Here is a 24,859-nt window from a genome sequence, read left to right on the forward strand (position 1 = left end):
GCAGTGCAGATGATCGAACGGCGCGCCTCACACGCAGACGCTCCACCGCAGGCACCCCGCGGGAGCGAATTCATTCGCGAAAAACCTCCCGCTCGACCCACCCGGCCTACACCCGTAGGGGCGATTTCAATCGCCCAAGGGCAACGCAGTTGCCCCAAAGGCCCTTCCTGACACCGAGAGGGGCGTAGGTGCGGGGCCAAGGCAAACGCCATTAGTGGTTGGAAAGAGCGCCATCCCCTCTACGCCTGACCGCAGGCACCCCGTGGGAGTGAATTCATTCGCGAAAGCCCTCCGCCCGCCCCACCCGGCATACACCTGTAGGGGCGATTTCAATCGCCCAAGGGCAACCCCGTTGCCCAAAGAGGCCCCTCCCGATACCGAAAGGGGCCAAGCCCAGCTCAGCGACCGGCAGCCGGAGTACCGGTCACCCCGTCACCTCCGGCTCGCCAGCCATGAAGGACGGCAAATCCCGCCAGGCCACCCACAGCTCACCTTGCCAGCGCACCACCCCCAGCCGACGCCCGCCGTAGTTCAACACCTCACGGCTGGGCGCCGCATCCGGCGTGCGGTGATGGTCATGCAGCGTCGGCACCAGCACCTCGTTCAGCCAGCGGCCCACCTCGCCGTGCTTCGGCTGGCCGAACTGGAACAGCGCCCGGTAGGCACCGATATCGCTGATCACCACCACCTCTTCGTGGAAGTCATCGCTGTAGCCCAGGCAGAGCGTTTGCTGCTCGTGCGGCTCCAGGGCCGGGAGCAGGGGGAGGGCATCGGCCAGGCCGATCAACAGCGCGAAATCATGGGCGACGAACCAGGGCTGGTTGTCGACCATCACGGCGCGCAGGCGTTGGTGGTGGTGATAGAAAACGAAGGGGGTGAAAGCTTTGCTCATGGCGAATAGTCCTTTGCTGAGTTCATCAGCTGCCACCATTCGCTGTCATTCGAAGGGTGGCAGATCGCGTAGGGTTGACAGACCGGGCAAAGGAGCCGGCAGACCCGAGGGTCTCCCCACGCGATCTGCCATAGAGCCATGCAGTTGGAAAACTGCATGCGAGCAAGAGCCTGCAAGAAACGCTCGCCGTTTCTCGCATGCACCTTGCGGCGCAATCGCGCCTTTGCATCGGGCTGTCAAACCCGGCCACGGGATTTACCGTGGCTGGGGGAGGATAGGGAGGTGGGACTTTGAGGGCAAGGGTGTGGCAGTGGTTTGCCTGATGGATCGTGAGGCGGGCGGGCAATTAGCGCTAACTAATGAGTCTGCTGCCTATGACTGGCAGGAAACGGCCAATAGCAGCCCTCCGGAGAGAGGACAAAAGCAGGCGCTAGCGTTGGCCAACGGAATTCGTCCCACTAGACGTTCACTTCAGCTCCACAGGCTCGCTAAGGAAGTCGATAAGCTGCGATCCTAACTCGGTGGTTCTGCGGGCCAGAATGCCTTGGCGCGACATGGTCGTGCCAAGGCATTCTGTGTTGATAAAGCCGCGCTGATAGAGGTCACCCCAGATGACCTTGTAGATCTGCTCTTTGCCTTGGAGATCTGGAAACGCATGCTCAATGGCTTGCGTGATGCCGCCCATGCTCCATCCACTCGGGAACTCCACTCCATGCTTATGGCCCCACTCTTCTGGGCCGTTCATAAGGCTGAGCAGGCGAATGTGGGTCACCGTGCAAACATCGATGAAATTGAGGAACAGCTGTCTTAGGTCTTCTTCTGGGGCATGGCCTACTGCGACGTTCAGCACTGTGTTGCGGAGCGCCTGCAGCTTCTCTTGCTGATGACTCCGTATCGCCAACATCGATGCTTGGGCCACCGTGGTGATAAAGGTTTGGTTGTGCTGCAAGCCTTGCTCGGTCAGCACCCCCTTCTCGATCAGATCGTTCAGCGCGTTGCCGACCTGATTCATCCACTGCACCTTTCTCTCATTCATCGGCGTGTCGATGACTGAGTTGAAGATCTCGACCCCAGCACCGCCCAGGATGGGCAGTGCGCCAATCATGATTCTGGCTACGCGGTGAGCTTTCTCGCCACCTGGTTCAATGACTGGGTCGATCAGTTCGTTGTCGATCTTGTTTATCTGGAGCTCCATTCGAGGACGGATGAAGCAGAGATACCCGATACCTCATCGTTAGCCAAGCCGCAGCAGGCGAATGAGGCGGCTGCAGGTTAGATACTCCGCATGACAGGCCGCTCCGGCCAAAAGCGGATCTCGTAGGCCACCGCGGCGAGTGAAGCCGATTGCGTTGGCACTCAGGCCCGGAGCCGTTGTCGCAAACGCTTCACATACGAGCCATCAAGCAGATCATCGTCTACTAGGCCCAGCGCGCAGTTTGCTAGCGAGGCGAGGCTGTTGTCCGAGGGGCGGAAGTCATTAGGGAGCCAACCGTTCTCAGCACACCGATGCTCCTCAATTGCCACGAACCATGCCTTGAAGAAGTCAGCGAGTGACGATCGCGCAGCATCGGTCGCTGCCTCGGTCAACGGGTCTGAGGCCTCAATCTCAGCTTCGCGTGCGTCATCTGCGATGGCATCAATACAAGCATCCAAAGCCGGCCAGTACTTGAGGTCGTAACGTGCTTGCAGCGTCTCCAGCTCATCCTCCAAATACATCGTGAAGTGGCCGTTATGCTGGCCAGCTTCCTTGATCAGATCAGCAATGTGGTAGCTGGTGTTGCTCCGAAAACCTGACATGTTGTGCGACTTGTCACGGCGCCTTAGTAAGATGGCTAGGTCTTCACCCATTTCAGCGATCTGCTGATTGATCCTGACAAGCTCATCTCGCTCCGCCCGAGCTTTTGCGATCCGTTCCGGCCCCCAGAATGCAACTGAATCAAGGAGAGCTCCGAAAAAGCTATCTAACGCATTCGGATGCGCATACAGCTTCTTGTAGAGGTCGGAATATGCATCACGCAGCTCCAGTTCGCGGAGGAGTAAACGCTCAATGACGATGTTATGGCTGGGTAGAATTCTTCGCTCCAAGTTGCACTGCTTCCTGGCGAGAAGGACTCCATTGCAGACCTTGGCTGACAGATTCGCATCGGTGACTTTCATTTGAAAATTCCATCTTGTGACGTGCGCTTAGGCTACCGAAGCCATTAAGCTCCATCGGTACCTGACGGATTGAAAGTCAAGCGACCTTCAGGTACCTCGCGGTCAAAACGCAGAATAAAGTGCTCCTGGACACAGGTGCTTGCCGCTCTCCAGCTGGTATTGACCGGCGCCTATTCGGCATCGACTAAAGATCCGACACATCGTCATCGGCTGCCTCTGCGTTTTCCTTGTCGCGGTAGTCGATCTCTCGTTTAGGGAGAGCTGGGATCGCGTTCCCTTGGGAATCGTTAAAGGCATCCCAGTACCACCATCCGGTGGGGCCAAACCGCACGTTGTACCAGCGTATCTTTCTCTGCCGGCGTACCTGGTACGCCGGCGTGTTCATTCCGAATACTTCCAGGGGGTACTGCGTGTCACGTCCCATGTCCAATAGCCAGAAGTCAGGAAAAATTTCGTCCTCGGCTTCAAAACGCGGGGGCTTGAAGAAAGCGCGGCCCTCCGCATGAAGCTTCGCCTCGATCGCTGCTTCGTAGCCGGAGTCGAGCGGTATCATCCGCTCGCTTACTCGCATTAGTGCAAGATCCAGGACATCGGCATAGCGTCCCTTTTTCAGGTTCAGCTGTGCTATCGCGATAACCTCGCTCCCTGCCTCCCATGCTGCCAATTCAGCGGCAAAGCTACGTTCGACGCGGCGCCGGACCTCAGCACGAATGTCCATTGAGGGCATGCCGAATGGTCCGGAGAGTGACAGTTGCACGAGGCTGCGACGCTCGGGATTGAAGGAGGCCAGCGGAGACACAGCAATGAGCCTGCGCGAATGCTTCCGTGCCAGATCAACAACCTCGGCGTTACGCGTCGCCCTGTTTGAGTTTTTCTTGGCAGACACCAGCAATACGTCGTGCACCGTCATTCGACTGGCCCGGATACGTTTTGCAGACTCAGAGACCCAGTACGCCACATTCGCAGGTTTACGCTTGCCCTCCATGAGCGGGTACCATTTGGCCAGACCGGCTTCTAACCACAGCAATTGAAGCAGCCCCAGCAGCCGTATCGACGGCTTTTTCACTCCCGGAGTACGCGGCACATCGTCTGCATCATTCTCGACGGGAGCCGCGTCGTTGACTCGGAGGCCATGGGCCAGGCGGATCCGTAGTGTGTTGTCATCAGCTTCTTCTACAACGCCCGCGGCGTATCCCTGCAATCCAGATCGCTCTGGGGCATAGGCATGAAAGCGGCAGTCGTTCGCGTGCTCTGGGCCTGTATTGGCATAACGGGCTAAATGATAGTTGTCGCTCCCCTCCCGATGTTTAACCGAGAGATATCGATTGCCATTGCCGGGGCAGAGGCAGATCACTGGGGTACCGTGTGCTCGTCGTAGGACCAATTTCCAACCGACCTCGAACTCCTTCTCGATCTGGAACTCCCTAGAGTATTTCTTCTGTGTGCTGATCACCCGTACTTCGTAGGTCTTCCCCATTCTCACTCCCTGGATGTGGCAGATTCAGCCTTCCTCAGTCCCCGGCACTAACACGAGGCCTTGGATGCACCTAGAAAACTGGCGCTTATTCATACCAGCCATTTGTACCTCCTGTTGACCACGCTTTCGTAGCTGATCTCTGCGGCCAAGCTCCTGCCTGGCAATGCAGCCAGTATCTTGTCCACCGTCGGGAGCGCTAGGATGTGGCCACTTCCGCACTATTGCTCATGATTGAGGTTGTGTAGAAGCTAAGTCAGCATTACCTCCGCTTAGCTCTGTATGAAGGGATTCTCATGTTTCTGCGAGCGTTAGAGATCGAGGGCTTCAAGTGCTTCAACGCTAGTTTTTCTATCGAATTCCACAACGGACTAAACGTTCTGGTTGGAGAAAACGGTTCAGGTAAGACGGGGGTCGTCAGCGCAATCCGTCAGCTGTTCAATGACTCAGAGTCAGGCAAGCGCTCAATTCACGAGCGAGACTTTTATCGCGGCTTCGAAACAGACTCATTATCTGCTGAGGCCATTCGCATAGAAGCGACCTTCAGCGAGTTGAGCCAGGATGAAAGCACCGCTTTCATCGACTGGTGCGGCAAGGATCCGGAAGCCAAACTCACCTTCAACGCAACAAATCGCGAATCCCGCGGACGTTACCGGCACCAGATCTGGGGCGGTCATCAACGTGTGAAACCGGTAGATCCAGAAACACTCGACTTGATCCACTGCATCTACCTCCCACCGCTACGTGATGCTGAGATAAAGCTTCGTGAAGGACGGCAATCGCGACTTGCCCGCCTACTGAAGGCTCTGTGTCGCAAGGAACTGGACGCCTGTCGAAAGGAGGGCACTGCCCATCCGCTGGAGCAGCGCGTGGGCGCCTTCAATAAAGAGCTTTCTGAGAGCGACGAATACGCCATCAAGCAGGCCAATCAGCGAATCGGGGACAACCTCAAGAAAGCGCTGGGCATGAATTTGTCTCAGGGCACCCTCATTCAGTTTTCAGAGGTTAATTTTTCCAAAATCGTCGAAGGTCTGAGGCTCCTGTATTACCCCGACCTGAGCGAGGCGGTCGCGACTCAATTCAGGTCGCTTGAAGAAAATAGCCTGGGTTACAACAACCTCTTGTACATAGCGTCAATCTTGGCCGAGTTGATCCTTGAAGCGGAGGAGGACCGCGGTGAGGAGACTTATTTGCGGCTGTTGCTAATCGAAGAGCCGGAGGCACACTTACATCCCCAGCTTCAGGTTCGCCTGCTCAAACATCTAAAAGCGGTCGCAGAGAAGCAAGGGATTCAGGTCATCGTGACCACTCACTCGACCGTCATATCCTCTGCCGTATCGGTGGAGAACATCATTCACTTATCACGGAAGGACGCACCAGTAGCGGTACCGTTGCGGAGCTGTGGCCTCTCAGACGCAAGCAAGAAATTCATCGACCGCTGGCTCGACGTAACAAAGTCCAACCTGCTTTTCTCGAGGGGGGTAATCCTCGTCGAAGGAATCGCTGAAGCTATTGTTGTACCTGAGCTTGCTCGAATCGTCCTTAAGGAATATGGGGAGGGGCGTAACACTCTAGAGGACTTTGGTGTCTCGGTGATCAACCTGAACGGCATTTACTTTAACCACTTTATGCAGCTGTTCTGCGATGTCGATGGGGAGCAGGAAAGCCTAAATATTCCGGTTCGATGTGCAGGGCTAACTGATAACGATCCACCGAAATCCGTAGAGACAGTTGAGGATGCTGAGGGCAAGAAGACTGCAGTCCTCTATCTTCCGCACGCCGATAGCTTCATGGCGGGTGAAAACCATGCCCTTAAGCTCGTACCACTGATTGCAAAATCTGAGCATGGAAGGCTGTTTGCCGGAAGCTACAAGACGTTCGAGTATGACCTCGCGCTTGAGGGGAACAATCTCGCCCGAATGTTTGAGGCTGCATCCAGCAACTGGCCTACTCAGGGACCAGTGAAAAAGGGGCTTCATGCCAGATCGGAGCTCAAGTTTGCAGAGATGGGGAATCAGGAACGGGCTAATTACGCGTGGGAGCTCCTAGAGCGCATCGACTCAGATGACATGGGCAAGGGGCTCTACGCACAGATCCTGGCAGATGAACTGGCGGCGAACCAAGAGAGCGAATTCCTCGTCCCAGACTACATTCGTGATGCTGTGCTGTGGGCCTGTGAGCTAAACAAATGACGTTCCCCACCCATGAGCAGCAGGCCTATATCGGGGCATCACTGAATGAGCATGTCTACTTGCGAGCCTGTCCCGGGAGTGGGAAAACCGAGGTAGTCGCCGCGATGATCGCGAAAGCCACTCGGGAATGGCAGCGGTCACCATCGGGGATTGCGGTCCTGACCTTCTGCAACAGCGCGACCGATGAGCTGAAGGATCGACTGTATGAGCACTTGGGCGACGCGCTACCTCATCCGCACTGCGTTTCAACTTTTGACAGCTTTCTGCTGAACCACGTCGTAGGGAATATCGCCACCCACCTGACAGGGTATCCGGGTCGAGATGGCGATTACAGGATACGGCTACTCGATAAGGCCTCTAACATTTACCTGACCCGTACCAAGATCGGTGAAAGGAAAATATCTGCCTGTAAGTACGACTATGACATGGTGACTAGGCGCTTCGAATTCACGACGGGGGATCGGACTGACGCTAAGTTGAATGCCGTTGAGCAAAGCCCAGAAATCATTGATGACCTAACTGAGACCAAACGACGGTTTTGGCGTGGGGGGTTTGCCACTTACCGCGACATAGACATGCTTGCGCTCATGGCATTGAGAGACGTCGCTTTCGAGGACTATTTTGCGAAGGTGGTTCGCAGATTCCCCGTAGTGATCGTTGACGAGTGCCAAGACTTGTCTGTCGAGCAGTTATCGATTGTCCGGCAGTTGGCCCGAAGAGGCATGAAATTTCACTTTGTGGGTGATCTGAACCAATCCATCTATGGATTCCGAAAGTCGGATCCTGCCAGGGTGCGCAAACTGCTTGAGGAACTCAAATTTACTGAGTACGCGCTGACAGCTAACTGGAGAAGCGGTCAAGCCATCGTAGATCTCTGCAGTGACCTGCTGCGCGTATCAAGAAGCGCGGGGAATCCAGACATCGAACCCTTGAAGCCCCTACTGATTCAGTACCAAGAATGCCCATCGGAGCTCACTCCGAAGATTACCGAGCTCACACATGCATACCAAAACGTCGTCGTTGTTGCTCGAGGACACACAACGCTCCAGCGCTTTACCCGCGGAGCATCTGAGCTTTCGGCCATAGAAGAATTGGCACTTTCATGTGTCTTGATCGAGAGCCGAAACCTTGAGGAGGTACGGCAGGCGCTTAAATCATTTGCGGAATGGTTAGCTTCCAAGCTGAGTTTTGAGGTGTCGCCGGGTAGCCTCTCATGCCCTATACAGGTCGAATCGAAACTGGAATGGCGGCAGTTCATCTTCCAATGTCTCAAGTTCCTGAGCGGTTCCGGTGCCTCGAATCTTGATCTCACATGGAAAGAGTGGGCTGCTCAAACAAAGCGGGTGATCCAGACGCTCCCTGGCCAGCCATTCGTGCCGCTCTCTATTGTGCGGCTACTAGAGGGGCTTAGAGACATGAGCCTGTCGGCTCCAGCTGGTAAGGGAGCTGAAGTGGTCGCCGAACAGCTGCTTCAACTTGGTCAGCAACCCCTCTCCAACTATCGGGTCGCCACCATTCATCAGGTTAAAGGCGAATCCCATGACGCTACGGTGCTTCTCTCTTCGCTTAGGACCGGCTTCCAGGGACACTGGAAAGACTGGCTGCAAGATCCGCTTTCGGAGGCTGCACGATTTGCATACGTCGCCAGCTCGAGACCTCGGCACTTACTCATTTGGGGGGTTAAAGCATTGAAGCCAGACGAGCGAGATCGGATAGCTGAATTGGGTTTTGAGATCGTTGATTGATCGAAACCGCACACAGGCGCTTCTTAGACCGGCTAGGGCATCGCTGAGCAATCCGAAATGACTGCTTTTGGCCGAAATCAGTCGTCCATGTGAGCACGTGGCTTCAACTAATCGCACGAACGCTAGCCACGACCCTACGATGAAACTTGAGCTGCCCCACATGTTTTGGTCGCTAATTTCCTTACTTAATAGCGGCCAGCGGGTATGTGACCCTAGCTGTGGCAGCACCTTTATATGGAGATGATGTGGCCTGCCATATCCCCAAGCAGTACGGCACGTTGAAGCTAGGTTTCGTTGAACTGGCGATCCTGCCGAAGCAGATGGGATGCCTTCCCATCGACAAGAAGCTCCTGTCCATACCCAGCGAACATCTGGCTTACTAGCCCACGCCTCTGCCCCTTCCCACCCCACCACGGTGACGCCATTGACTGCCTATTCCTGCCTGCTCGAAACCCCTTCCGTCCCGGTCTACCAGGCCTTGCGCACGGGCTCCGGCCTCAGCGGCAAGACCGATGAAGCAGCGGTGCGCGGGCTGCCCAATACGCTCTTCGCGGTGCAGATTCTTCATCAATCGCAACCCGTAGGAATGGGGCGGGTGATTGGTGATGGCGGGTGCTTTTTCCAGGTCGTCGACATTGCCGTGCTCAAGGCGCACCAGGGCAAGGGGCTGGGCAAACGCATCATGGGCGAGATCCTGAAGTACATCGAAACCCATGTGCCGGAGAGCGGCTACGTCAGCCTCATCGCCGATGGCCAGGCGCAGGACCTCTACGCGCAGTTCGGCTTCGTGCAGACCGCGCCGCGTTCGGTGGGCATGGCCTACCGGCGACCGGAGTTGAAGCGCTGACCGACGTGGCAGCGCTCCGGCCACTACTCGTTCCCCACCACTGATCCGAAACCCATCCCAGCCCCGAACCCAAGCTCTGGAGCGGTTGCCCAACGGACGTATCATCGGCATCCATCCCTCAGCGAAGTACGGCCATGAAGCTCTTCCGTTGTGCGCTGCTGGCCCTGGTGGCGAGCGGTGCGATCCCCGCGCTGGCCGCCGAGCCGAACGGGCAGCAGACCATCCGCGTCATCCCCAAGACCTACGTCAGCCCCGGCGCCAGCGGTAGTGTGGACACCTACGAGCGCAGCGAGCGCTACAACGTCTACGGCGGGCAGCCCGTGCCCCAGGGCACCACGCGCTACAGCACCGGAAGCGGCAGCCAGGTGATCCAGCAGCAGGGCGGAATTCGCCAGAGCACGGAGTACCCCAACGGGGTGATCATCGAGCGGACGCCGGGGCAGGGGAGTTACCAGTACCAGCAGCGCTGACGGGGGCGTTTGCGAGCTGAGAGTTTTCTTTCAGAAAACGATGAAAGTGACTGAAGGAATTGGCCTTCGGGGATCTATAATGTGCGCCAGTTCGCACAGGCGATCTTCATCCCACTCTTCATCCGGTAGCCTCCCGTGAAAATCCGAACCGCTCTGCTCAAGGCCCTGTTCTTCTGCACCAGCCTGGCCGTCGCCGCCCCCCTCGAAGCCCAGGCGGCCACCCCGGCCCGTGACCCCGCCCAGCTGCAGCTCGCCTCCGGCAGCGCCATGCTGGTGGACCTCGCCACCGGCAAGCTGATCTACGCCAACAACCCCGACCTGGTGGTGCCCATCGCCTCGGTGACCAAGCTGATGACCGCCCTGGTGGTGCTCGAAGCCAAGCAGCCGCTGGACGAGATCATCAGCATCGACATCAGCCAGACCAAGGAAATGAAGGGTGTCTATTCGCGGGTACGCGTGGGCAGCCTGGTGAGCCGTCGTGACGTGCTGCTGATGGCGCTGATGTCTTCCGAGAACCGTGCGGCGGCGAGCCTCGCCCACCACTACCCGGGCGGCTACGGCGCCTTCATCGCGGCGATGAACGCCAAGGCCCGCGCGCTGGGCATGAAGCACACCCGCTATGTGGAGCCCACCGGGCTGTCGCTGAACAACGTCTCCACCGCCCGCGACCTGGTCCAGCTGCTGCTGGAAAGCCGCAAGTACCCGCTGCTGAGCCAGATGAGCACCACCAAGGAAAAGACCATCACCTTCGTCAAGCCGCGCTACAGCCTGGGCTTCAGCAACACCAACCACCTGACCCGCAAGAGCGACTGGGACATCGAGCTGACCAAGACCGGCTTCACCGACGAGGCCGGCCACTGCCTGGTGATGCGCACCCGCATGGGCAACCAGCGGGTCGCCATGGTGCTGCTGGACGCCTTCGGCAAGTACACCCACTTCGCCGACGCCACGCGCATGCGCCGCTGGGTCGAGACCGGCAAGGGCGGCCCGATCCCCGAGGCGGCGAAGGCCTATCGCCAGCAGAAGGACGCGGCCCGTCGCCAGCAGATGGTCGCCTCGCCCAACTGAGTCAGGCGCGCCAGTCCTCTTCGCTACGGTCTTCCTTCAGGCCGTAGCGAATGTACAGCCGCACACCCAGGTGCAGGCTCACGGCCAGCAGCACCCATCCCCACCCGCCCAGCGACAACCCTTCCATGACGGCCTCCTGACGAAACGGCCTACAGCCTAGCCGGTAGGCGTCGGCAGGGCTACGCGGCACGGGACCGGTGATAGCGGTTTCGGGACGCAATATCTCGAAGCACTCCGCCTGCGCGGCCCGCGGAGAACTGGCGGTAGAGTGCGCCCCATCGTCCATTGCGACCTTGGAGGCCCCCCATGAACACCCGTGGATTGCTCGATCAATTGCTCAAGTCCGGCCAGGACCTGCTGCAGAAGAAGGCCGGCGGCAAACCGTCCGGCATCGGCGGCGGCCAGCTCGGCAGCCTGCTCGGTGGCGCGGGCGGTGGTGCCCTGGCTGCCGGCGCGCTGGGCCTGCTGCTGGGCAACAAGAGCGCGCGCAAGCTCGGTGGCAAGGCGCTGACCTACGGCGGGCTCGCCGCCCTGGGTGTGCTGGCCTACAAGGCCTACAGCAACTGGCAGGCCAACCAGCCCACCGCGCCCCAGGGCGAGCCCCGCACCCTCGACCGCCTGCCGGCGCCCCAGGCCGAGCAGCACAGCCAGGCCATCCTCAAGGCCCTGGTGGCGGCGGCCAAGGCCGATGGCCATGTGGATGCCCGCGAGCGGCAACTGATCGAGAGCGAACTGGCCCGCCTGACCGACGACCCCAGCCTGCGTGGCTGGCTGGAAACGGAGCTGAACAAGCCGCTGGACCCGTCCGAAGTGGCCCGCGCGGCCACCACCCCGGAGATGGCGGCCGAGATGTACCTGGCCAGCGTGCTGATGGTGGACGAGGAGCACTTCATGGAGCGCGCCTACCTGGACGAGCTGGCGCGGCAGATGCGCCTGGAGCCGGGGCTCAAGGCGGAGCTGGAAGCCCAGGTGCGGGACGCCCAGGTCAGTTGACGGCGGGGCCTGCGGCGATGTGCACCGCTTCGTCTTCGTCATGCAGGAAGGCCCGGTTGCGGCCTTCCCGCTTGGCTCGGTAGAGCGCCTGGTCGGCGCGTTCCATCACCTCTTCCAGGCGTTCCCCGTCCCGGGGCCACAGGGCCCCGCCGATGCTGCAGCCGATGCCCAGGGTGCGCCCCTCCAGCAGCATCGGCTCTCCCAGCACCTGCAGCGCCCGCTGGGCGACCCGGCTGATGTGGCTCAGGCCGTCGTCCTGCTGCAGCTGCAGCACCATCAGGAACTCATCCCCGCCCAGGCGCGCCACCAGGTCCCCGTCCCGCAGGCAGCCGCGCATCCGCTGGGCGGCCTCGCGCAGCACCAGGTCGCCGACGGCGTGGCCGTGGGTGTCGTTGATCGGTTTGAACCCATCCAGGTCCAGGTAGAGCAGCCCCAGTGCGCCGCCCGCTACGTGGCAGCGCTGCTGCAGCCGGGGCAGGTGCTTCTCCAGCGCGGCGCGGTTCGGCAGGCCGGTGAGCGGGTCGTGATGGGCCTTGTTCTCCAGCAGGCCGAGGGTGAGCTGCTGCTGGGTGAGGCTCTCCACCAGGTGGGCGATGGATTTGCTCAGCGTGCGGATCTCCCGGGTGCCGGTGCCGGAGGGGATGACGGCGATCTCCCCGGCGCTGAGGCGGTCCGCTGCGTCGGCGATGCGCTGCAGCGGGCGCGTCACCCGGGCCGCCAGCACCCAGCCGAGAACGGCGAAGAAGATCGCCAGCGCGCCGCCCCAGAGGTAGATCTCCCGCTGCAGGGCGTGGGCGGGGGCGAAGGCTTCTTCTTCTGCCTGGCGGGTGACCACGATCCAGCCGAGGCCGGGGTAGTCGCGGTAGCCGTGGCTGGGGGCGAAGCCGGTGAGGTAGCGGCGGCCGTCCGGCCAGCGCTGCACGCTCCAGAAGCTCTTGCGCGCGTCGATGCTGGCCAGGGCCGGCAGCTCCAGCTTCTGACCGATGCTGCTCGCCGGGCCCAGCAGCACGCTGCGGTCGCTGCTGAGGATGAAGAACTCCACCCGGCGGTGCGTCTGCATGGGCTCGATCAGCGCGCGGCGCACCTCATCGGCCCAGGACCAGGAGAGGTGCGAGGCGAGCACGCCAACGGTGCGCCCGTCCGATCCCTTCACCGGCAGGGCGATGTCGACGAACTTCATCGCCTCCCCGGTGGGGTTGGGCAGCAGCTTGGCCAGCAGCACGGCCTCGTGCACGTCACCGATGAAGCGGCCCTGGATGCCTCGCTGGTAGACCGGCCGCTGGGCGATGTTCACCCCTTCCAGCACGCCGTTGCTGGAGGCCAGGACCAGGCCGTCTGGGTCAGTGAAGCCGATCCAGGCGATGTCCGGCAGCTCGTGCTGCAGGCTGTCCAGCAGGGCGCGGACCTGGCGGATGTCGTCCGGCTGGCGCAAGGCCTGCAACTCGCTGATGACCTGCAGCAGGCGGGCGCGGTTGTCCATGTCGCGGTCCAGCCGGTCGACCATCTGGAACGACAGCTCCGCCAGTCCCTGGCCGAATTCCTCGCCCATGCGCTCGCCGGAGCGCTGGCCGATCAGCGTGCCGAGCAGCCAGCTCAGGGCACACACCAGCAGGGCGACGGACAGGGCGATGCGGCTACGCAGGCTGTGGGGGCGACGCATGGGGGAGGGTCTCCGAGCGAGGACTGCTGGCGAGCCGGCCGGTAAAGCATAGTCCGCTCCGTTTCGGCTCGGCCGCATAAAACCACAGAAACACCACACACCCTGCACGAAGCCTCCACGGGCGCGGGCGAGGCTGGGCTTCCGATACACGCAAGGAGCCATGTCCCATGTCCCGCCCTGTTTCCCTCCCGCGCCGCCGCTGGTGGAGCCTGTTGTTGTTGCTGGTGCCGATGACCGTCCTGGCCGACGCGCCGCAGCCCGCCCCGGAAGGGCCCTACTTCGTGGTGGAGAACGCCGAGCCCGGTGTCGACGGCCTGCCCCTCAAGGCCACTGAGGTGAAGGCGCGGGTGCTTGGGGTGATCGCCGACGTCAGCGTCACCCAGCACTACCGCAACGAAGGCAGCCGGGCGCTGGAGGCGCGCTACGTGTTCCCCGGCTCGACCCGGGCGGCGGTGCACGGCATGACCGTGCGCATCGGCCAGCGGGTGATCGAGGCGCGCATCGAGGAGAAGGGCAAGGCCCGCGAGGACTACGAGGCGGCCAAGGTGGCTGGGCAGACCGCGGCCTTGCTGGAGCAGCAGCGCAGCAACGTGTTCGAGATGAATGTCGCCAACATCCTCCCCGGCGATGCGGTGGATGTGGAGCTGCGCTACACCGAGCTGCTGGTCCCCCGCGATGGGCTCTATTCCTTCGTCTTCCCCACCGTGGTCGGCCCGCGCTACACCGGCCGGCCGGGGGGCGCCGTCGAACCCTGGACGGCCACCGCGCACCTGCCGGAAGGCGAGCCGGGAACCGCCGGGTTCAGCCTGGACGTGGACCTGCAGGCCCCGGCGGACATCGCCGAGCTGGCCTCGCCCAGCCACCGCATCCTGCGCCAGGGGCAGGATGCCCGGCATGTGCGGGTGAGCCTGGACCCGGCCGGCGGCGCGGCGGCCAACCGCGACTTCGTGCTGGATTACCGCCTGGGTGGCGAGGGCTTCCAGAGCGGGGTGCTGCTCAGCGAGGGGGCCGAGGAGAACTTCTTCCTGGCCATGGTGGCGCCGCCCCGGCGCGTGCCCAGCGAGGCGGTGGTGCCCCGTGAATACGTGTTCGTGGTGGACATTTCCGGCTCCATGCACGGCTTCCCCCTGGACACCGCCAAGCACCTGCTGCGTCGGTTGATCGGCGGCCTGCGCCCGCAGGACCGCTTCAACGTGCTGCTGTTCTCCGGCAGTGCCAGCCTGCTGGCGCCGCAGTCCATCCCCGCCGATGCCGAGCACATCCAGCAGGCCCTGGGGCTGCTGGACACCGAGATGGGCAGCGGCGGCACCGAGTTGCTGCCGGCCCTGCGTCAGGCCCTGGCGATGCCGGCGGAGGCGGGGCGCTCGCGCTCCTTCATCGTGGTCACCGACGGTTTCGTGGACGTGGAAAGCGAGGCCTACGCGCTGGTGCGCGGCAACCTGGGCAAGGCCAACCTGTTCGCCTTCGGCATCGGCAGCTCGGTGAACCGCGAGCTGATCGAGGGCCTGGCCCGCGCCGGCCAGGGCGAGCCCTTCGTGGTGCTGGACGCCGCGCAGGCCGATGCCCAGGCCGAGCGCCTGCAGCGGATGATCGAGTCGCCGGTGCTGGTGCGCCCGAAACTGACCTTCGACGGGCTGGACACCTATGACGTGGAGCCCCTGGAGCTGCCCGACCTGTTCGCCGAGCGGCCGCTGGTGGTGTTCGGCAAGTGGCGCGGCGAGCGCCGGGGCTTCCTCCGCGCCCAGGGCCTGACCAGCCGGGGCACCTGGCATGCCGAGGCGCCGCTGCTGGCCGGGCAGGCCGTGGAGGGCAGCGCCCTGGCGCACCTCTGGGCCCGCCAGCGCATCGCCTCGCTGATGGACCAGGAGGCCATCGAAGGTGGCTACGCCTACAACTACAGCCAGCAGATCCTCGACCTCGGCCTCAAGTACAGCCTGCTGACGCCCTACACCTCCTTCGTCGCGGTGGATGAGCAGGTGCGCAACCCGGCGCCGCAGGACGCGGCGGAAGTCGACCAGCCGCTGCCCCTGCCCCAGGGCGGCAGCGCCCAGGCCGTGGGCGGCAACGTCAGCGGGCCGATGGTGCCGGGCACGCCGGAGCCGGCGACCTGGGCGCTGCTGCTGGTGGGCCTGCTGGGCCTGGGATGGGCATTGCGCCGTCAGCGGGGCCAGGCGTGACCCGCGCGCTGCCCGTCTGGGCCTGGCTGGCGCTGCCGGCCCTGGCGCTGTGGCCGGTGTGGCGCTGGGCCGTTGCCCGCATGGGTGATGGCTCGGACGACCCCTGGGGCGCGGTGGCGCTGGTGGTGCTGTTGGCCTGCCTGTGGCGTGACCGTCACGCGCTGCTGGCGGCGCCGCGCCTGCCCGGGCTGCTCGCCTCCCTGGGGCTGACGGCAGCCGCGCTGCTGGTGCCGGGCGTGCCGGTCCTGGGGCGCGGGTTGCTGGCGGTGCTGGCGGTGCTGGTGATGGCCTTCGCCCAGCGTCGGCCAGGCCAGCCGCTGCTGGCCTGGCTGGGGCTGGGGGTGCTGGCGCTGCCGATCCTGGCGTCGCTGCAGTTCTTCATCGGCTACCCGCTGCGGGTGATCACCGCCGAGGCCAGCCTCTGGGCCCTGCGCGGGTTGGGCTTCGCCGTCACGCGCCAGGGCAGTGCGCTGGAAGTGGGCGGCCAGCTGGTGATGGTCGACGCGCCCTGTTCCGGCGTGCAGATGGCCTGGGCCGCCTACTTCGTGGCCTTCACCGCCGCCGCCTGGCTGCGGGTGGCGGATGCTCGGCTGCTGCGCCGGCTGCCCTGGCTCAGCCTGCTGATCCTCGGGGCCAATGCGCTGCGCAATACGCTGCTGGTGCTGCAGGAAGCCGGGCATTGGCAGGGGCCGGCCTGGCTCCACGAGGGCATCGGGCTGGCGGTGTTCGCTGCGCTCTGCGGGCTGGTGCTGCGCCTGGTGGTGGGGTTGCCGGCCCAGCCGGCGAGCCGGGCGGATGGCCTATCCGGCGCGGGGCGCCCGTGGCCCTGGGGCGCGCTCTTCGTCGGCCTGGCGGCGTACAGCCTGGTGCCGGGCGCGGGCGGGGAGGGTGCGCGCCCGGCCGGTTTCGTCGAGTGGCCGAGCACCTTCGAGGGGCAGGCATTGCGCCCGCTGGCGCTGACGGCGGTGGAGCGGCGCTTCGCGGAGGATTTCCCCGGTCGCCTGGCGCGCTTCGCCGCCGGCCCACGCACCCTGGTGCTGCGCCAGGTGCAGGTGCCGACCCGCAAGCTGCACCCGGCGGCGGACTGCTACCGCGCCCTGGGCTTTCGCATCAGCGCCATCGCCTTGCACCGCCGGGCCAGCGGCGAGGGCCTGCAGCGCTGCTTCCTGGCCAGCGCCGCCTCCGGCCGGCTGCGGGTGTGCGAATACATCGAGGACGCCGCCGGGCGGAGCTTCAGCGACACCTCCGCCTGGTACTGGTCGGCCCTGGCCGGCACCTCCCCGGGGCCCTGGCGGGCGGTCACCGTGGCCGAGGTGGCAGGCCTGTAAACGGTCATCGGCACAGGCTGCCCGAGGCGAATCGACTCGGGTATACTCGCCGGCTTTTCCGAAAGTTTTGCCAGTGAGAGCTTCCCGCCATGGAAATCAACCCGATCCTGAACAGCATCAAGGACCTCTCCGAACGTACCCAGGCCATTCGGGGGTATCTTTGACTACGATCAGAAGCATGATCGTCTCGTCGAAGTAAACCGCGAACTCGAAGACCCCAACGTCTGGAACAACCCCGAATACGCCCAGAACCTGGGCCGCGAACGCTCCATGCTGGCGCAGGTGGTCGAGACCCTCGACGAACTCACCAGCGGCCTGGCCGACTCCAGCGACCTGCTGGACATGGCGGTCGAGGAGAACGACGAAGGCGCCGTGAACGACGTCGCCACCGAAGTCGAGCGCCTGCGCGAGATCCTCGAGAAGCTGGAGTTCCGCCGCATGTTCAGCGGCGAGATGGACCCCAACAACGCCTACCTGGACATCCAGGCCGGTTCCGGCGGCACCGAGGCCCAGGACTGGGCCAACATGCTGCTGCGCATGTACCTGCGCTGGGCCGACAAGAACGGCTTCGCCGCCGAGATCGTCGAACTGTCCGAAGGCGAAGTCGCCGGCATCAAGGGCGCCACCGTGCACATCAAGGGCGAATACGCCTTCGGTTGGCTGCGCACCGAGATCGGCGTGCACCGCCTGGTGCGCAAGAGCCCGTTCGACTCCGGCAACCGTCGTCACACCTCGTTCACCGCGGTGTTCGTCTCCCCGGAGATCGACGACAACATCGAGATCGAGATCAACCCGTCCGACCTGCGCATCGACACCTACCGCTCCTCCGGTGCCGGTGGCCAGCACGTGAACACCACCGACTCCGCGGTGCGGATCACCCACGTGCCCACCAACACCGTGGTGGCGTGCCAGAACGAACGCTCCCAGCATGCCAACAAGGACACCGCCATGAAGATGCTGCGGGCCAAGTTGTACGAGCTGGAGATGCAGAAGCGCAACGCCGCCTCCCAGGCCCTGGAGGACACCAAGTCCGACATCGGCTGGGGGCACCAGATCCGCTCCTACGTCCTCGACCAGTCGCGGATCAAGGACCTGCGCACCGGCGTCGAGCGCAGCGACTGCGACAAGGTGCTGGATGGGGATCTGAACGAGTACCTCGAGGCCAGCCTCAAGCAAGGGCTGTAACGCCGCCGCGCCCGGCCAGCCCGCCTCAGGCAGCGGCTGGCCTGCGCCCGCCAGGCTTTGCTGCCGCTGTTATGCAATCCGTTTCCACAGGCAAGAGCGCCTAATCAGGAACCACCGAAGACCATGAGCGACCAACAACCCGACCAGCACGAACTGCAACAGGAAGAGAACAAGCTGATCGCCCAGCGCAAGGAAAAGCTTGCTGCCGTGCGCGAAGCCAAGGCCATCGCCTTCCCGAACGACTTCCGCCGCGACGCCTACTTCGCGGACCTGCAGAAACAGTACGCGGACAAGACCAAGGAAGAGCTGGAAGCTGCAGCCATCCCGGTCAAGGTCGCCGGTCGCATCATGCTCAACCGCGGCTCCTTCATCGTCCTGCAGGACAGCAGCGCTCGCCTGCAGGTCTACGTGAACCGCAAGACCCTGCCGGAAGAGACCCTGGCCGAGATCAAGACCTGGGACCTGGGCGACATCATCGGCGCCGAAGGCACCCTGGCCCGTTCCGGCAAGGGTGACCTGTACGTCGACATGACCAGCGTGCGCCTGCTGACCAAGTCCCTGCGCCCGCTGCCGGACAAGCACCACGGCCTGACCGACACCGAGCAGCGCTACCGCCAGCGCTACGTCGACCTGATCGTCAACGAGGAAACCCGCCACACCTTCCGCGTGCGCTCCCAGGTCATCGCCCACATCCGCCGCTTCCTCAGCGAGCGCGGTTTCCTCGAAGTGGAAACCCCGATGCTGCAGACCATCCCCGGCGGCGCGGCGGCCAAGCCCTTCGCGACCCACCACAACGCCCTGGACATGCCGATGTTCCTGCGTATCGCCCCGGAGCTGTACCTCAAGCGCCTGGTGGTCGGTGGCTTCGAGAAGGTCTTCGAGATCAACCGCAACTTCCGTAACGAAGGCGTCTCGACCCGGCACAACCCCGAGTTCACCATGCTCGAGTTCTACCAGGCCTACGCCGACTACGAAGACAACATGGACCTGACCGAGGAGCTGTTCCGCGAGCTGGCCCAGGCCGTGCTCGGCAGCACCGACGTGCCCTATGGCGACAAGGTCTTCCACTTCGGCGAGCCCTTCGCCCGCCTGTCGGTGTTCGACGCCATCCTCAAGTACAACCCGGACATCACCGCCGCCGACCTCAACAACGTCGAGAAGGCCCGCGCCATCGCCAAGAAGGCCGGCGCCAAGGTCCTCGGCCACGAAGGCCTGGGCAAGCTGCAGGTGATGATTTTCGAGGAGCTGGTGGAGAGCAAGCTGGAGCAGCCGCACTTCATCACCCAGTACCCCTTCGAGGTCTCCCCGCTGGCCCGCCGCAACGACAAGGACCCGAGCGTCACCGACCGCTTCGAGCTGTTCATCGGTGGCCGCGAGATCGCCAACGCCTACTCCGAGCTGAACGACGCCGAAGACCAGGCCGAGCGCTTCATGCTGCAGGTGAAGGAGAAGGACGCCGGTGACGACGAGGCGATGCACTACGACGCCGACTTCGTCAACGCGCTGGAATACGGCATGCCGCCCACCGCCGGCGAAGGCATCGGCATCGACCGCCTGGTGATGCTGCTGACCAACTCCCCGTCGATCCGCGACGTGATCCTGTTCCCCCACATGCGGCCCCAGGCCTGAGTGGGATGAGAAAGCCGCCTTCGGGCGGCTTTTTTGTGGCTGTTGCCTGCCTTCTGCCACGACTCGCCTGGGAAGGCGAAACAGAAAACAACCGCAGAACTCGATACACAGCCTGACACCTTGTTGAGGCTTGGCTTTCTGTGAGCGGCGGGGTTGCTCCTGAACGCCGCATTCCGGGTGCCGACCGATCAATGTCCAGGTCGGTTTTTCGCGCCGAAAGGTGTCAGAGCGGGAAGTCGTCCACACGGCACGACGGGCGGTGTGCCCCGGCCGGGTCTCATCACGTCGAGTACGCAAGTTCTTACCTTGTGGCAGTTGAATCGACCGCTGATTGGTCGAAACTGTCTGACATCCACGTCCCGTAGCCGAAGGTTCCCGCATCTTGCCCCAGCCGTCCCGTCGTGACAGTGCCGCCCAGGCGGCCAGCGCCCTCGCCGAAAGTGTCCAGTACCAGGGCCGCAAGGCCAGCCGCCACGGCAGCGAGCAGCGCCGCCAGGCCATCCTCGATGCCGCCATGCGCATCATCGTCCGCGATGGCGTGCGGGCCGTGCGCCACCGGGCCGTGGCCGCCGAGGCGGATGTGCCGCTGTCGGCCACCACCTATTACTTCAAGGACATCAACGACCTCATCACCGACACCTTCGCCCAGTTCGTCGAGCGCAGTGCCGAGGCCATGGCCGCGTTCTGGAGCAGCGTCGAAGGAGACCTGCAGGACATGGCCGCGGCCATGGAGCAGGGCGGTGAGCCCCGCCGGGAGATGACCGACCGCATCGTCGAGCTGGCCATCGAGTACGTGCGCCGCCAGGTGCTGGAGAACCGCACCCAGCTGCTCGCCGAACAGGCGTTCCGCCAGGAGGCGCTGATCAACGAGGGGTTGCGGGGGCTCGCCGAGGCCCATCGGGGCATCCTCTCCCAGGGGGCGGAGCACTTTTTCCAGGTCCTGGGCACCGAGGAGCCCGCCGAGGACGCCAAGGTGTTGACGGCCATCATTCTGCAGATGGAATATCAGGGCCTTGTCGGCGGTGTGGATAACCTCGACATCAACGAAATGCGAGCCGTGCTGAGGCGTTACTTCCATCTGGTGATGGACCTCTAGCGCAGTGGCGCCGAACCCCGCTCCAGGCATCCGCCTCGCGGGGTTTTTAATGAACAAGGAGAACACGATGAACCCCTGGCGCGTGCTGCTTGCCCTGTCCTTCCTGCTGCTGGGCGGCTGCCTGGTCACCCTTCGGGAGCCGATCCCCGCCAACGAGCCGGCGCCCATGCCGCTGCTGGGGGACTGGTCGCGCAAGGACGAGTGGGGCGAGCGCGCCTACCTGGAGATCAGCCGCTCCGGCTCCAACCTCTACCGCGCCCGCACCTTCGAGGGCGGCAAGGACAACCTCGAGAGCCTGCGCGAGTACGGCTTCACCGTCGCCCACCACGGCCGCCGCTGGTACCTCTCCGCCGGGCTGCCGAAGCAGTGGGGCGCCAACTTCGCCATCGCCGGCTTCGAGCTGACCGCCGACAACGAGCTGGTGGTCTACAACCTCGACGTGGAGCGCCTGCGCCAGGAAGTGGAGCGCGGCACCTTCAAGGGCGAGGCGGTGGAGATGCCCGAGGGCGACGGCGTGGTGCTGGACGTGCCCTGGAGCACCCTGCAGGCCTGGCTGGACGACCCGGCCAACTCCGACGTGTTCATCGAGGCGGCGCGCTACCAGCGGGCCGGGGCGGAATGACCATGAGCCGACGCAAGGTCCCTGACGACTACCAGAACACCGTTCGCAGCCTGTCCGACCGCATCGTCCTGGCGCAGACACCGATCCGCGTGCTGGATGCCATCAAGTGGGACGACAGCGTTCGCCAGGGCTTCCTCAAGCACAAGGGCAAGGCTATGCCCGAGGTGGACCGCGCCTATTACGAGAGCCGGCCGCTGGCCTTCGACCCGGTGGCCAAGAAGCTCGAATTCCAGAACATCGAACGCGACATCACCCGCCAGCTCGGCCAGTTCAACCCGGTGGGGCAGATCATGCGGCGCATGTGCAAGGAGTACCGGATGGTCATCCGCATGCTCGAAGCACGCGGTACGCCGGACTTCGGGCTGATCTCCCAGGAGCTTTACGGCGCGGCCTCCGACGCCTTCCATGCTGGTGACCCGACCCTGTCCGACCTGGGCCTGATGCTCTCGGACTACCTGAACAAGATCGACGACCGCGGCGACCTGAAGGACGAGCCCAAGACCCTCACCGCCAAGGACGCCGTCGGCCTGCTGCAGAGCCGTCTCTCGGCGGTGTTCGGCGACGAGACCATCCGCGTGCTGGAGTCCGACGGCATCGTCGCCGACGCGGCGGCCGGCGCCGACTACATCAAGATCCGCAGCGACGCGCTGTTCAACGAGCGTGACGTGCGCGCGCTGGAAGTCCACGAAGGGCTGGTGCACGTCGGCACCACCCTCAATGGCCAGAACCAGCCGGTGTGCACCTTCCTCGCCAAGGGCCCGCCGTCGTCCACCGTGACCCAGGAAGGCCTGGCGATCCTCATGGAAGTGATCGCCTTCGCCTCCTACCCCTCGCGCCTGCGCAAGCTCACCAACCGCACCCGTGCCATCCACATGGCGGAGGAGGGCGCGGACTTCCTCGAGGTCTACCAGTTCTACCGCGAGCAGGGCTACGGCATGGGCGAGAGCTACGGCAGCGCCAGCCGCGTGTTCCGGGGCTCGTCGCCGGACGGGCTGCCCTTCACCAAGGACCTGTCCTACCTGAAGGGTTTCATCATGATCTACAACTACATCCAGCTCGCCGTGCGCAAGGGCAAGCTGGAGCAGATCCCGCTGCTGTTCTGCGGCAAGACCACCCTGGAAGACATGCGCACCCTGCGCCAGCTGGTGGACGAGGGCCTGGTGGTGCCGCCGAAGTACCTGCCGCCGCAGTTCCGCGACCTCAACGCGCTGTCGGCGTGGATGTGCTTCTCCAACTTCCTCAACCACCTGAGCCTGGACCGCATCGAGGCGGACTACGCCAACATCCTCTGACGCTGCGGCGCTCGGCCCCGGGGTGCCGAACCGCGGCCTGGCCGGCGCTCGCGATTGATCCCCCAGCCACCTCCAAGGGAGCCCTGCATGGCCAGCCACCAGCTCGAATACGACATCCTCGGCGCCTCGGCGCAGACCGTGGAGATCATCCTCGACCCCGGTGAAACGGTGATCGCCGAGGCCGGCGCCATGAACTACATGACCGAAGGCATCCGCTTCGAAGCCCGCATGGGCGACGGCAGCAGCAATGGCCTGCTCGGCAAGCTGTGGGGCGCCGGCAAGCGCATGCTCACCGGCGAGTCGCTGTTCATGACCCACTTCACCAACGAAGGGCAGGGCAAGCAGCGCGTCGGTTTCGCTGCGCCCTACCCGGGCACCGTGGTGCCGGTGGACCTGGCCCAGGTCGGCGGGCAACTGGTGTGCCAGAAGGATGCCTTCCTCTGCGCCGCCCACGGCACGCGCATCGGCATCGCCTTCAACAAACGCCTGGGCGCCGGGTTCTTCGGCGGTGAAGGCTTCATCCTGCAGAAGCTGGAGGGCGATGGCCTGGCCTTCGTGCATGCCGGCGGCACGGTGATCCGCAAGGAGCTGAACAACGAGACCCTGCGCCTGGACACCGGCTGCCTGGTGGCCTTCACCCAGGGCATCGACTACGACATCGGCCTGGCCGGCGGGCTGAAGAGCATGCTCTTCGGCGGCGAGGGCATCCTCCTGGCCACCCTGCGCGGCACCGGGACGGTGTGGATCCAGAGCCTGCCCTTCTCGCGCCTGGCCGAGCGCATCTACGAAGCCACCTACAAGGCGCGCGAGGAAACCCGCGCCGGCGGCCAGTGAGGCGCCTCGTCCCGCTGCTGCTGGCGGCGCTGCTGAGCGGCTGCAGCGGCCTGCTGTTCTACCCCGAGCGCGAGCTGCCCTTCACCCCCGAGCGGGCCGGGCTGGCCTACCGCGACGTGCAGCTGGTGACCCGCGACGGCCTGCGCCTGCACGGCTGGTGGCTGCCGGTGGCGCCGGGCAAGGCGGTCAAGGGCACCGTGCTGCACCTGCACGGCAACGGCGGCAACCTCGCCAGCCACCTCGGCGGCAGCTGGTGGCTGCCCGAGCAGGGCTACCAGGTGCTGATGCTGGACTATCGCGGCTACGGCCACTCCGAAGGCCGGCCGGCCCTGCCGGATGTGTTCCTCGACCTGGACGTCGCCTTCGACTGGCTCGACCGTGCGCCCGAGGCCCAGGGCCAGCCGCGCATCATCCTCGGGCAGAGCCTGGGCGGCGCCCTGGCGGTGCGCTACCTGGCCGAGCACCCCGAGCGCCGCGCCGGCGTCAGGGCGCTGGTGCTGGACGGCGTACCGGCCAGCTACCGTGACGTGGCTCAATTCACCCTCGGCAACGCCTGGTTAACCTGGCCGCTGCAAGTGCCGCTGTCCTGGCTGGTGCCGGATGGCGACAGTGCAATCGGCGCCATCGGCCGCCTGCAGGGGCTGCCGATGCTGATCTACCAGAGCATCGACGATCCGGTGGTGCCCCTTTCCAATGGCGTGCGCTTGTATCAAGCTGCGCCCCCGCCACGGGTGTTCCAGCCGACCCGGGGCGGGCACGTGCAGACCTTTGCCGACCCCACCTGGCGCGAAGTGATGCTGCGTTACCTCGACGACCCCAAGGGGTTCGTCGGGTTGCGACGGCTGGCTGAAGTCCCGAATACAGAGAGTCCCCAATGAGCGAACGCAACCCCATTCCGCTGATCCTCACCGGCGTCGGCACCATCATCGGCACCGTGATGGTCCTCTGGTACTACGGCTACCTGCACTTCGCCAAACCCGAGGACGCGTTGCTGCTGTCCGACTTCACCATGCTCAAGACCGTTCCCGGCGAGGACTACAAGGTCTCGCTGCAGCCGGCCAACCAGGTCGCGCAGTGCATCGATGGCGTGCTGGTGCTGTTCGACACCCAGCAGAAGGGCCTGACCGGCGTGCTGGTGGACAACAAGAAGCAGGCCGTGCGCTGCATGGGCCAGGAAACCCCGCAGGAAGTCCGCTGA

Annotated in this window: 22 protein-coding genes; 16 read left to right on the forward strand and 6 right to left on the reverse strand. The window is 63.8% G+C overall.

Annotation, left to right across the window (positions count from 1 at the left end; all coding sequences use genetic code 11):
- Positions 1-424 precede the first annotated feature (424 nt).
- From PotMrB4_RS06820 to PotMrB4_RS06835, 4 genes are all read right to left on the reverse strand, one after another.
- Complete coding sequence (locus PotMrB4_RS06820) at positions 425-892, reverse strand: BRO-N domain-containing protein (RefSeq protein WP_172432853.1); 468 nt, start codon at positions 890-892, stop codon at positions 425-427.
- A 466-nt stretch (positions 893-1,358) separates the two neighbouring features.
- Complete coding sequence (locus PotMrB4_RS06825) at positions 1,359-2,087, reverse strand: hypothetical protein (protein WP_232060803.1); 729 nt, start codon at positions 2,085-2,087, stop codon at positions 1,359-1,361.
- Between the two features lie 161 nt (positions 2,088-2,248).
- Positions 2,249-3,049 carry a hypothetical protein gene (locus tag PotMrB4_RS06830; protein ID WP_172432854.1) on the reverse strand — a complete coding sequence of 267 codons (801 nt, stop codon included), beginning with the start codon at positions 3,047-3,049 and terminating at the stop codon, positions 2,249-2,251.
- A 184-nt stretch (positions 3,050-3,233) separates the two neighbouring features.
- Positions 3,234-4,526, reverse strand: a complete 1,293-nt coding sequence (locus tag PotMrB4_RS06835) for a DUF1173 family protein (protein ID WP_172432855.1) — start codon at positions 4,524-4,526, stop codon at positions 3,234-3,236.
- Positions 4,527-4,819: 293 nt separating this feature from the next.
- Between PotMrB4_RS06835 and PotMrB4_RS06840 the strand changes: the two genes are divergently transcribed.
- From PotMrB4_RS06840 to pbpG, 5 genes are all read left to right on the forward strand, one after another.
- On the forward strand, positions 4,820-6,715 hold the full coding sequence (locus PotMrB4_RS06840) for an ATP-dependent nuclease (RefSeq protein ID WP_172432856.1): 1,896 nt from the start codon (positions 4,820-4,822) through the stop codon (positions 6,713-6,715).
- A complete protein-coding gene (locus tag PotMrB4_RS06845; RefSeq protein WP_172432857.1) occupies positions 6,712-8,460 on the forward strand; it encodes a UvrD-helicase domain-containing protein in 1,749 nt (582 codons plus the stop codon). Before PotMrB4_RS06840 ends, PotMrB4_RS06845 begins: the two co-directional genes overlap by 4 nt.
- 424 nt (positions 8,461-8,884) lie before the next feature.
- A complete protein-coding gene (locus PotMrB4_RS28095) occupies positions 8,885-9,307 on the forward strand; it encodes a GNAT family N-acetyltransferase (RefSeq protein ID WP_083272564.1) in 423 nt (140 codons plus the stop codon).
- A gap of 134 nt (positions 9,308-9,441) precedes the next feature.
- On the forward strand, positions 9,442-9,777 hold the full coding sequence (locus PotMrB4_RS06855) for a hypothetical protein (protein WP_044413125.1): 336 nt from the start codon (positions 9,442-9,444) through the stop codon (positions 9,775-9,777).
- A 135-nt stretch (positions 9,778-9,912) separates the two neighbouring features.
- Positions 9,913-10,845, forward strand: coding sequence for a D-alanyl-D-alanine endopeptidase (pbpG, locus tag PotMrB4_RS06860; RefSeq protein WP_172432859.1), 933 nt, complete (start codon positions 9,913-9,915; stop codon positions 10,843-10,845).
- 1 nt (position 10,846) lies between these two features.
- Here pbpG and PotMrB4_RS28355 read toward each other — a convergent pair whose 3' ends face one another.
- Positions 10,847-10,972: a hypothetical protein gene (locus tag PotMrB4_RS28355; RefSeq protein ID WP_269473704.1), complete on the reverse strand. Its 126-nt coding sequence runs from the start codon at positions 10,970-10,972 to the stop codon at positions 10,847-10,849.
- A gap of 179 nt (positions 10,973-11,151) precedes the next feature.
- Here PotMrB4_RS28355 and PotMrB4_RS06865 point away from each other — a divergent pair, with 179 nt between their 5' ends.
- Positions 11,152-11,838 (forward strand): tellurite resistance TerB family protein, encoded by a 687-nt coding sequence (locus tag PotMrB4_RS06865; RefSeq protein ID WP_044413129.1) that lies wholly within the window; start codon positions 11,152-11,154, stop codon positions 11,836-11,838.
- On the opposite strand, the gene PotMrB4_RS06870 is transcribed toward PotMrB4_RS06865, so the two are convergent.
- On the reverse strand, positions 11,831-13,498 hold the full coding sequence (locus tag PotMrB4_RS06870; protein ID WP_172432860.1) for a diguanylate cyclase domain-containing protein: 1,668 nt from the start codon (positions 13,496-13,498) through the stop codon (positions 11,831-11,833). The genes PotMrB4_RS06865 and PotMrB4_RS06870 overlap by 8 nt on opposite strands.
- A gap of 167 nt (positions 13,499-13,665) precedes the next feature.
- On the opposite strand from PotMrB4_RS06870, the gene PotMrB4_RS06875 reads away from it, so the two are divergent.
- The 10 genes from PotMrB4_RS06875 to PotMrB4_RS06920 all read left to right on the forward strand — a co-directional run bounded on the left by PotMrB4_RS06875 (position 13,666) and on the right by PotMrB4_RS06920 (position 24,859).
- Complete coding sequence (locus tag PotMrB4_RS06875; protein WP_172432861.1) at positions 13,666-15,675, forward strand: VIT domain-containing protein; 2,010 nt, start codon at positions 13,666-13,668, stop codon at positions 15,673-15,675.
- Entirely contained in the window at positions 15,672-17,003 is a 1,332-nt protein-coding gene (xrtQ, locus tag PotMrB4_RS28100) for an exosortase Q (RefSeq protein WP_197939509.1), read from the forward strand. The genes PotMrB4_RS06875 and xrtQ overlap by 4 nt, the downstream gene beginning before the upstream one ends.
- Before the next feature lie 89 nt (positions 17,004-17,092).
- Positions 17,093-18,188 (forward strand): peptide chain release factor 2 gene (gene prfB / locus PotMrB4_RS06885; RefSeq protein ID WP_107330352.1). Its coding sequence is split into 2 segments (ribosomal slippage): positions 17,093-17,164 and positions 17,166-18,188, totalling 1,095 coding nucleotides; the frame shifts between segments, so codons are not numbered across the junction.
- Between the two features lie 123 nt (positions 18,189-18,311).
- The gene (lysS, locus tag PotMrB4_RS06890; protein ID WP_172432862.1) at positions 18,312-19,817 is read left to right on the forward strand and encodes a lysine--tRNA ligase; all 1,506 of its coding nucleotides are present in this window, start codon (positions 18,312-18,314) and stop codon (positions 19,815-19,817) included.
- Positions 19,818-20,199: 382 nt separating this feature from the next.
- Positions 20,200-20,913: a TetR/AcrR family transcriptional regulator gene (locus PotMrB4_RS06895; RefSeq protein ID WP_160481738.1), complete on the forward strand. Its 714-nt coding sequence runs from the start codon at positions 20,200-20,202 to the stop codon at positions 20,911-20,913.
- Positions 20,914-20,980: 67 nt separating this feature from the next.
- Positions 20,981-21,535, forward strand: a complete 555-nt coding sequence (locus PotMrB4_RS06900) for a hypothetical protein (RefSeq protein WP_142011573.1) — start codon at positions 20,981-20,983, stop codon at positions 21,533-21,535.
- Between the two features lie 2 nt (positions 21,536-21,537).
- Positions 21,538-22,827 carry a flavohemoglobin expression-modulating QEGLA motif protein gene (locus tag PotMrB4_RS06905; RefSeq protein ID WP_044413148.1) on the forward strand — a complete coding sequence of 430 codons (1,290 nt, stop codon included), beginning with the start codon at positions 21,538-21,540 and terminating at the stop codon, positions 22,825-22,827.
- Positions 22,828-22,914: 87 nt separating this feature from the next.
- Positions 22,915-23,661 (forward strand): TIGR00266 family protein, encoded by a 747-nt coding sequence (locus tag PotMrB4_RS06910; RefSeq protein ID WP_044413151.1) that lies wholly within the window; start codon positions 22,915-22,917, stop codon positions 23,659-23,661.
- Positions 23,658-24,539, forward strand: a complete 882-nt coding sequence (locus PotMrB4_RS06915) for an alpha/beta hydrolase (RefSeq protein ID WP_172432863.1) — start codon at positions 23,658-23,660, stop codon at positions 24,537-24,539. Before PotMrB4_RS06910 ends, PotMrB4_RS06915 begins: the two co-directional genes overlap by 4 nt.
- Positions 24,536-24,859, forward strand: a complete 324-nt coding sequence (locus tag PotMrB4_RS06920) for a hypothetical protein (RefSeq protein WP_172432864.1) — start codon at positions 24,536-24,538, stop codon at positions 24,857-24,859. Before PotMrB4_RS06915 ends, PotMrB4_RS06920 begins: the two co-directional genes overlap by 4 nt.

Origin of the sequence: Metapseudomonas otitidis (genome assembly GCF_011397855.1) — a bacterium.
GTDB classification, from domain to species: domain Bacteria; phylum Pseudomonadota; class Gammaproteobacteria; order Pseudomonadales; family Pseudomonadaceae; genus Metapseudomonas; species Metapseudomonas otitidis.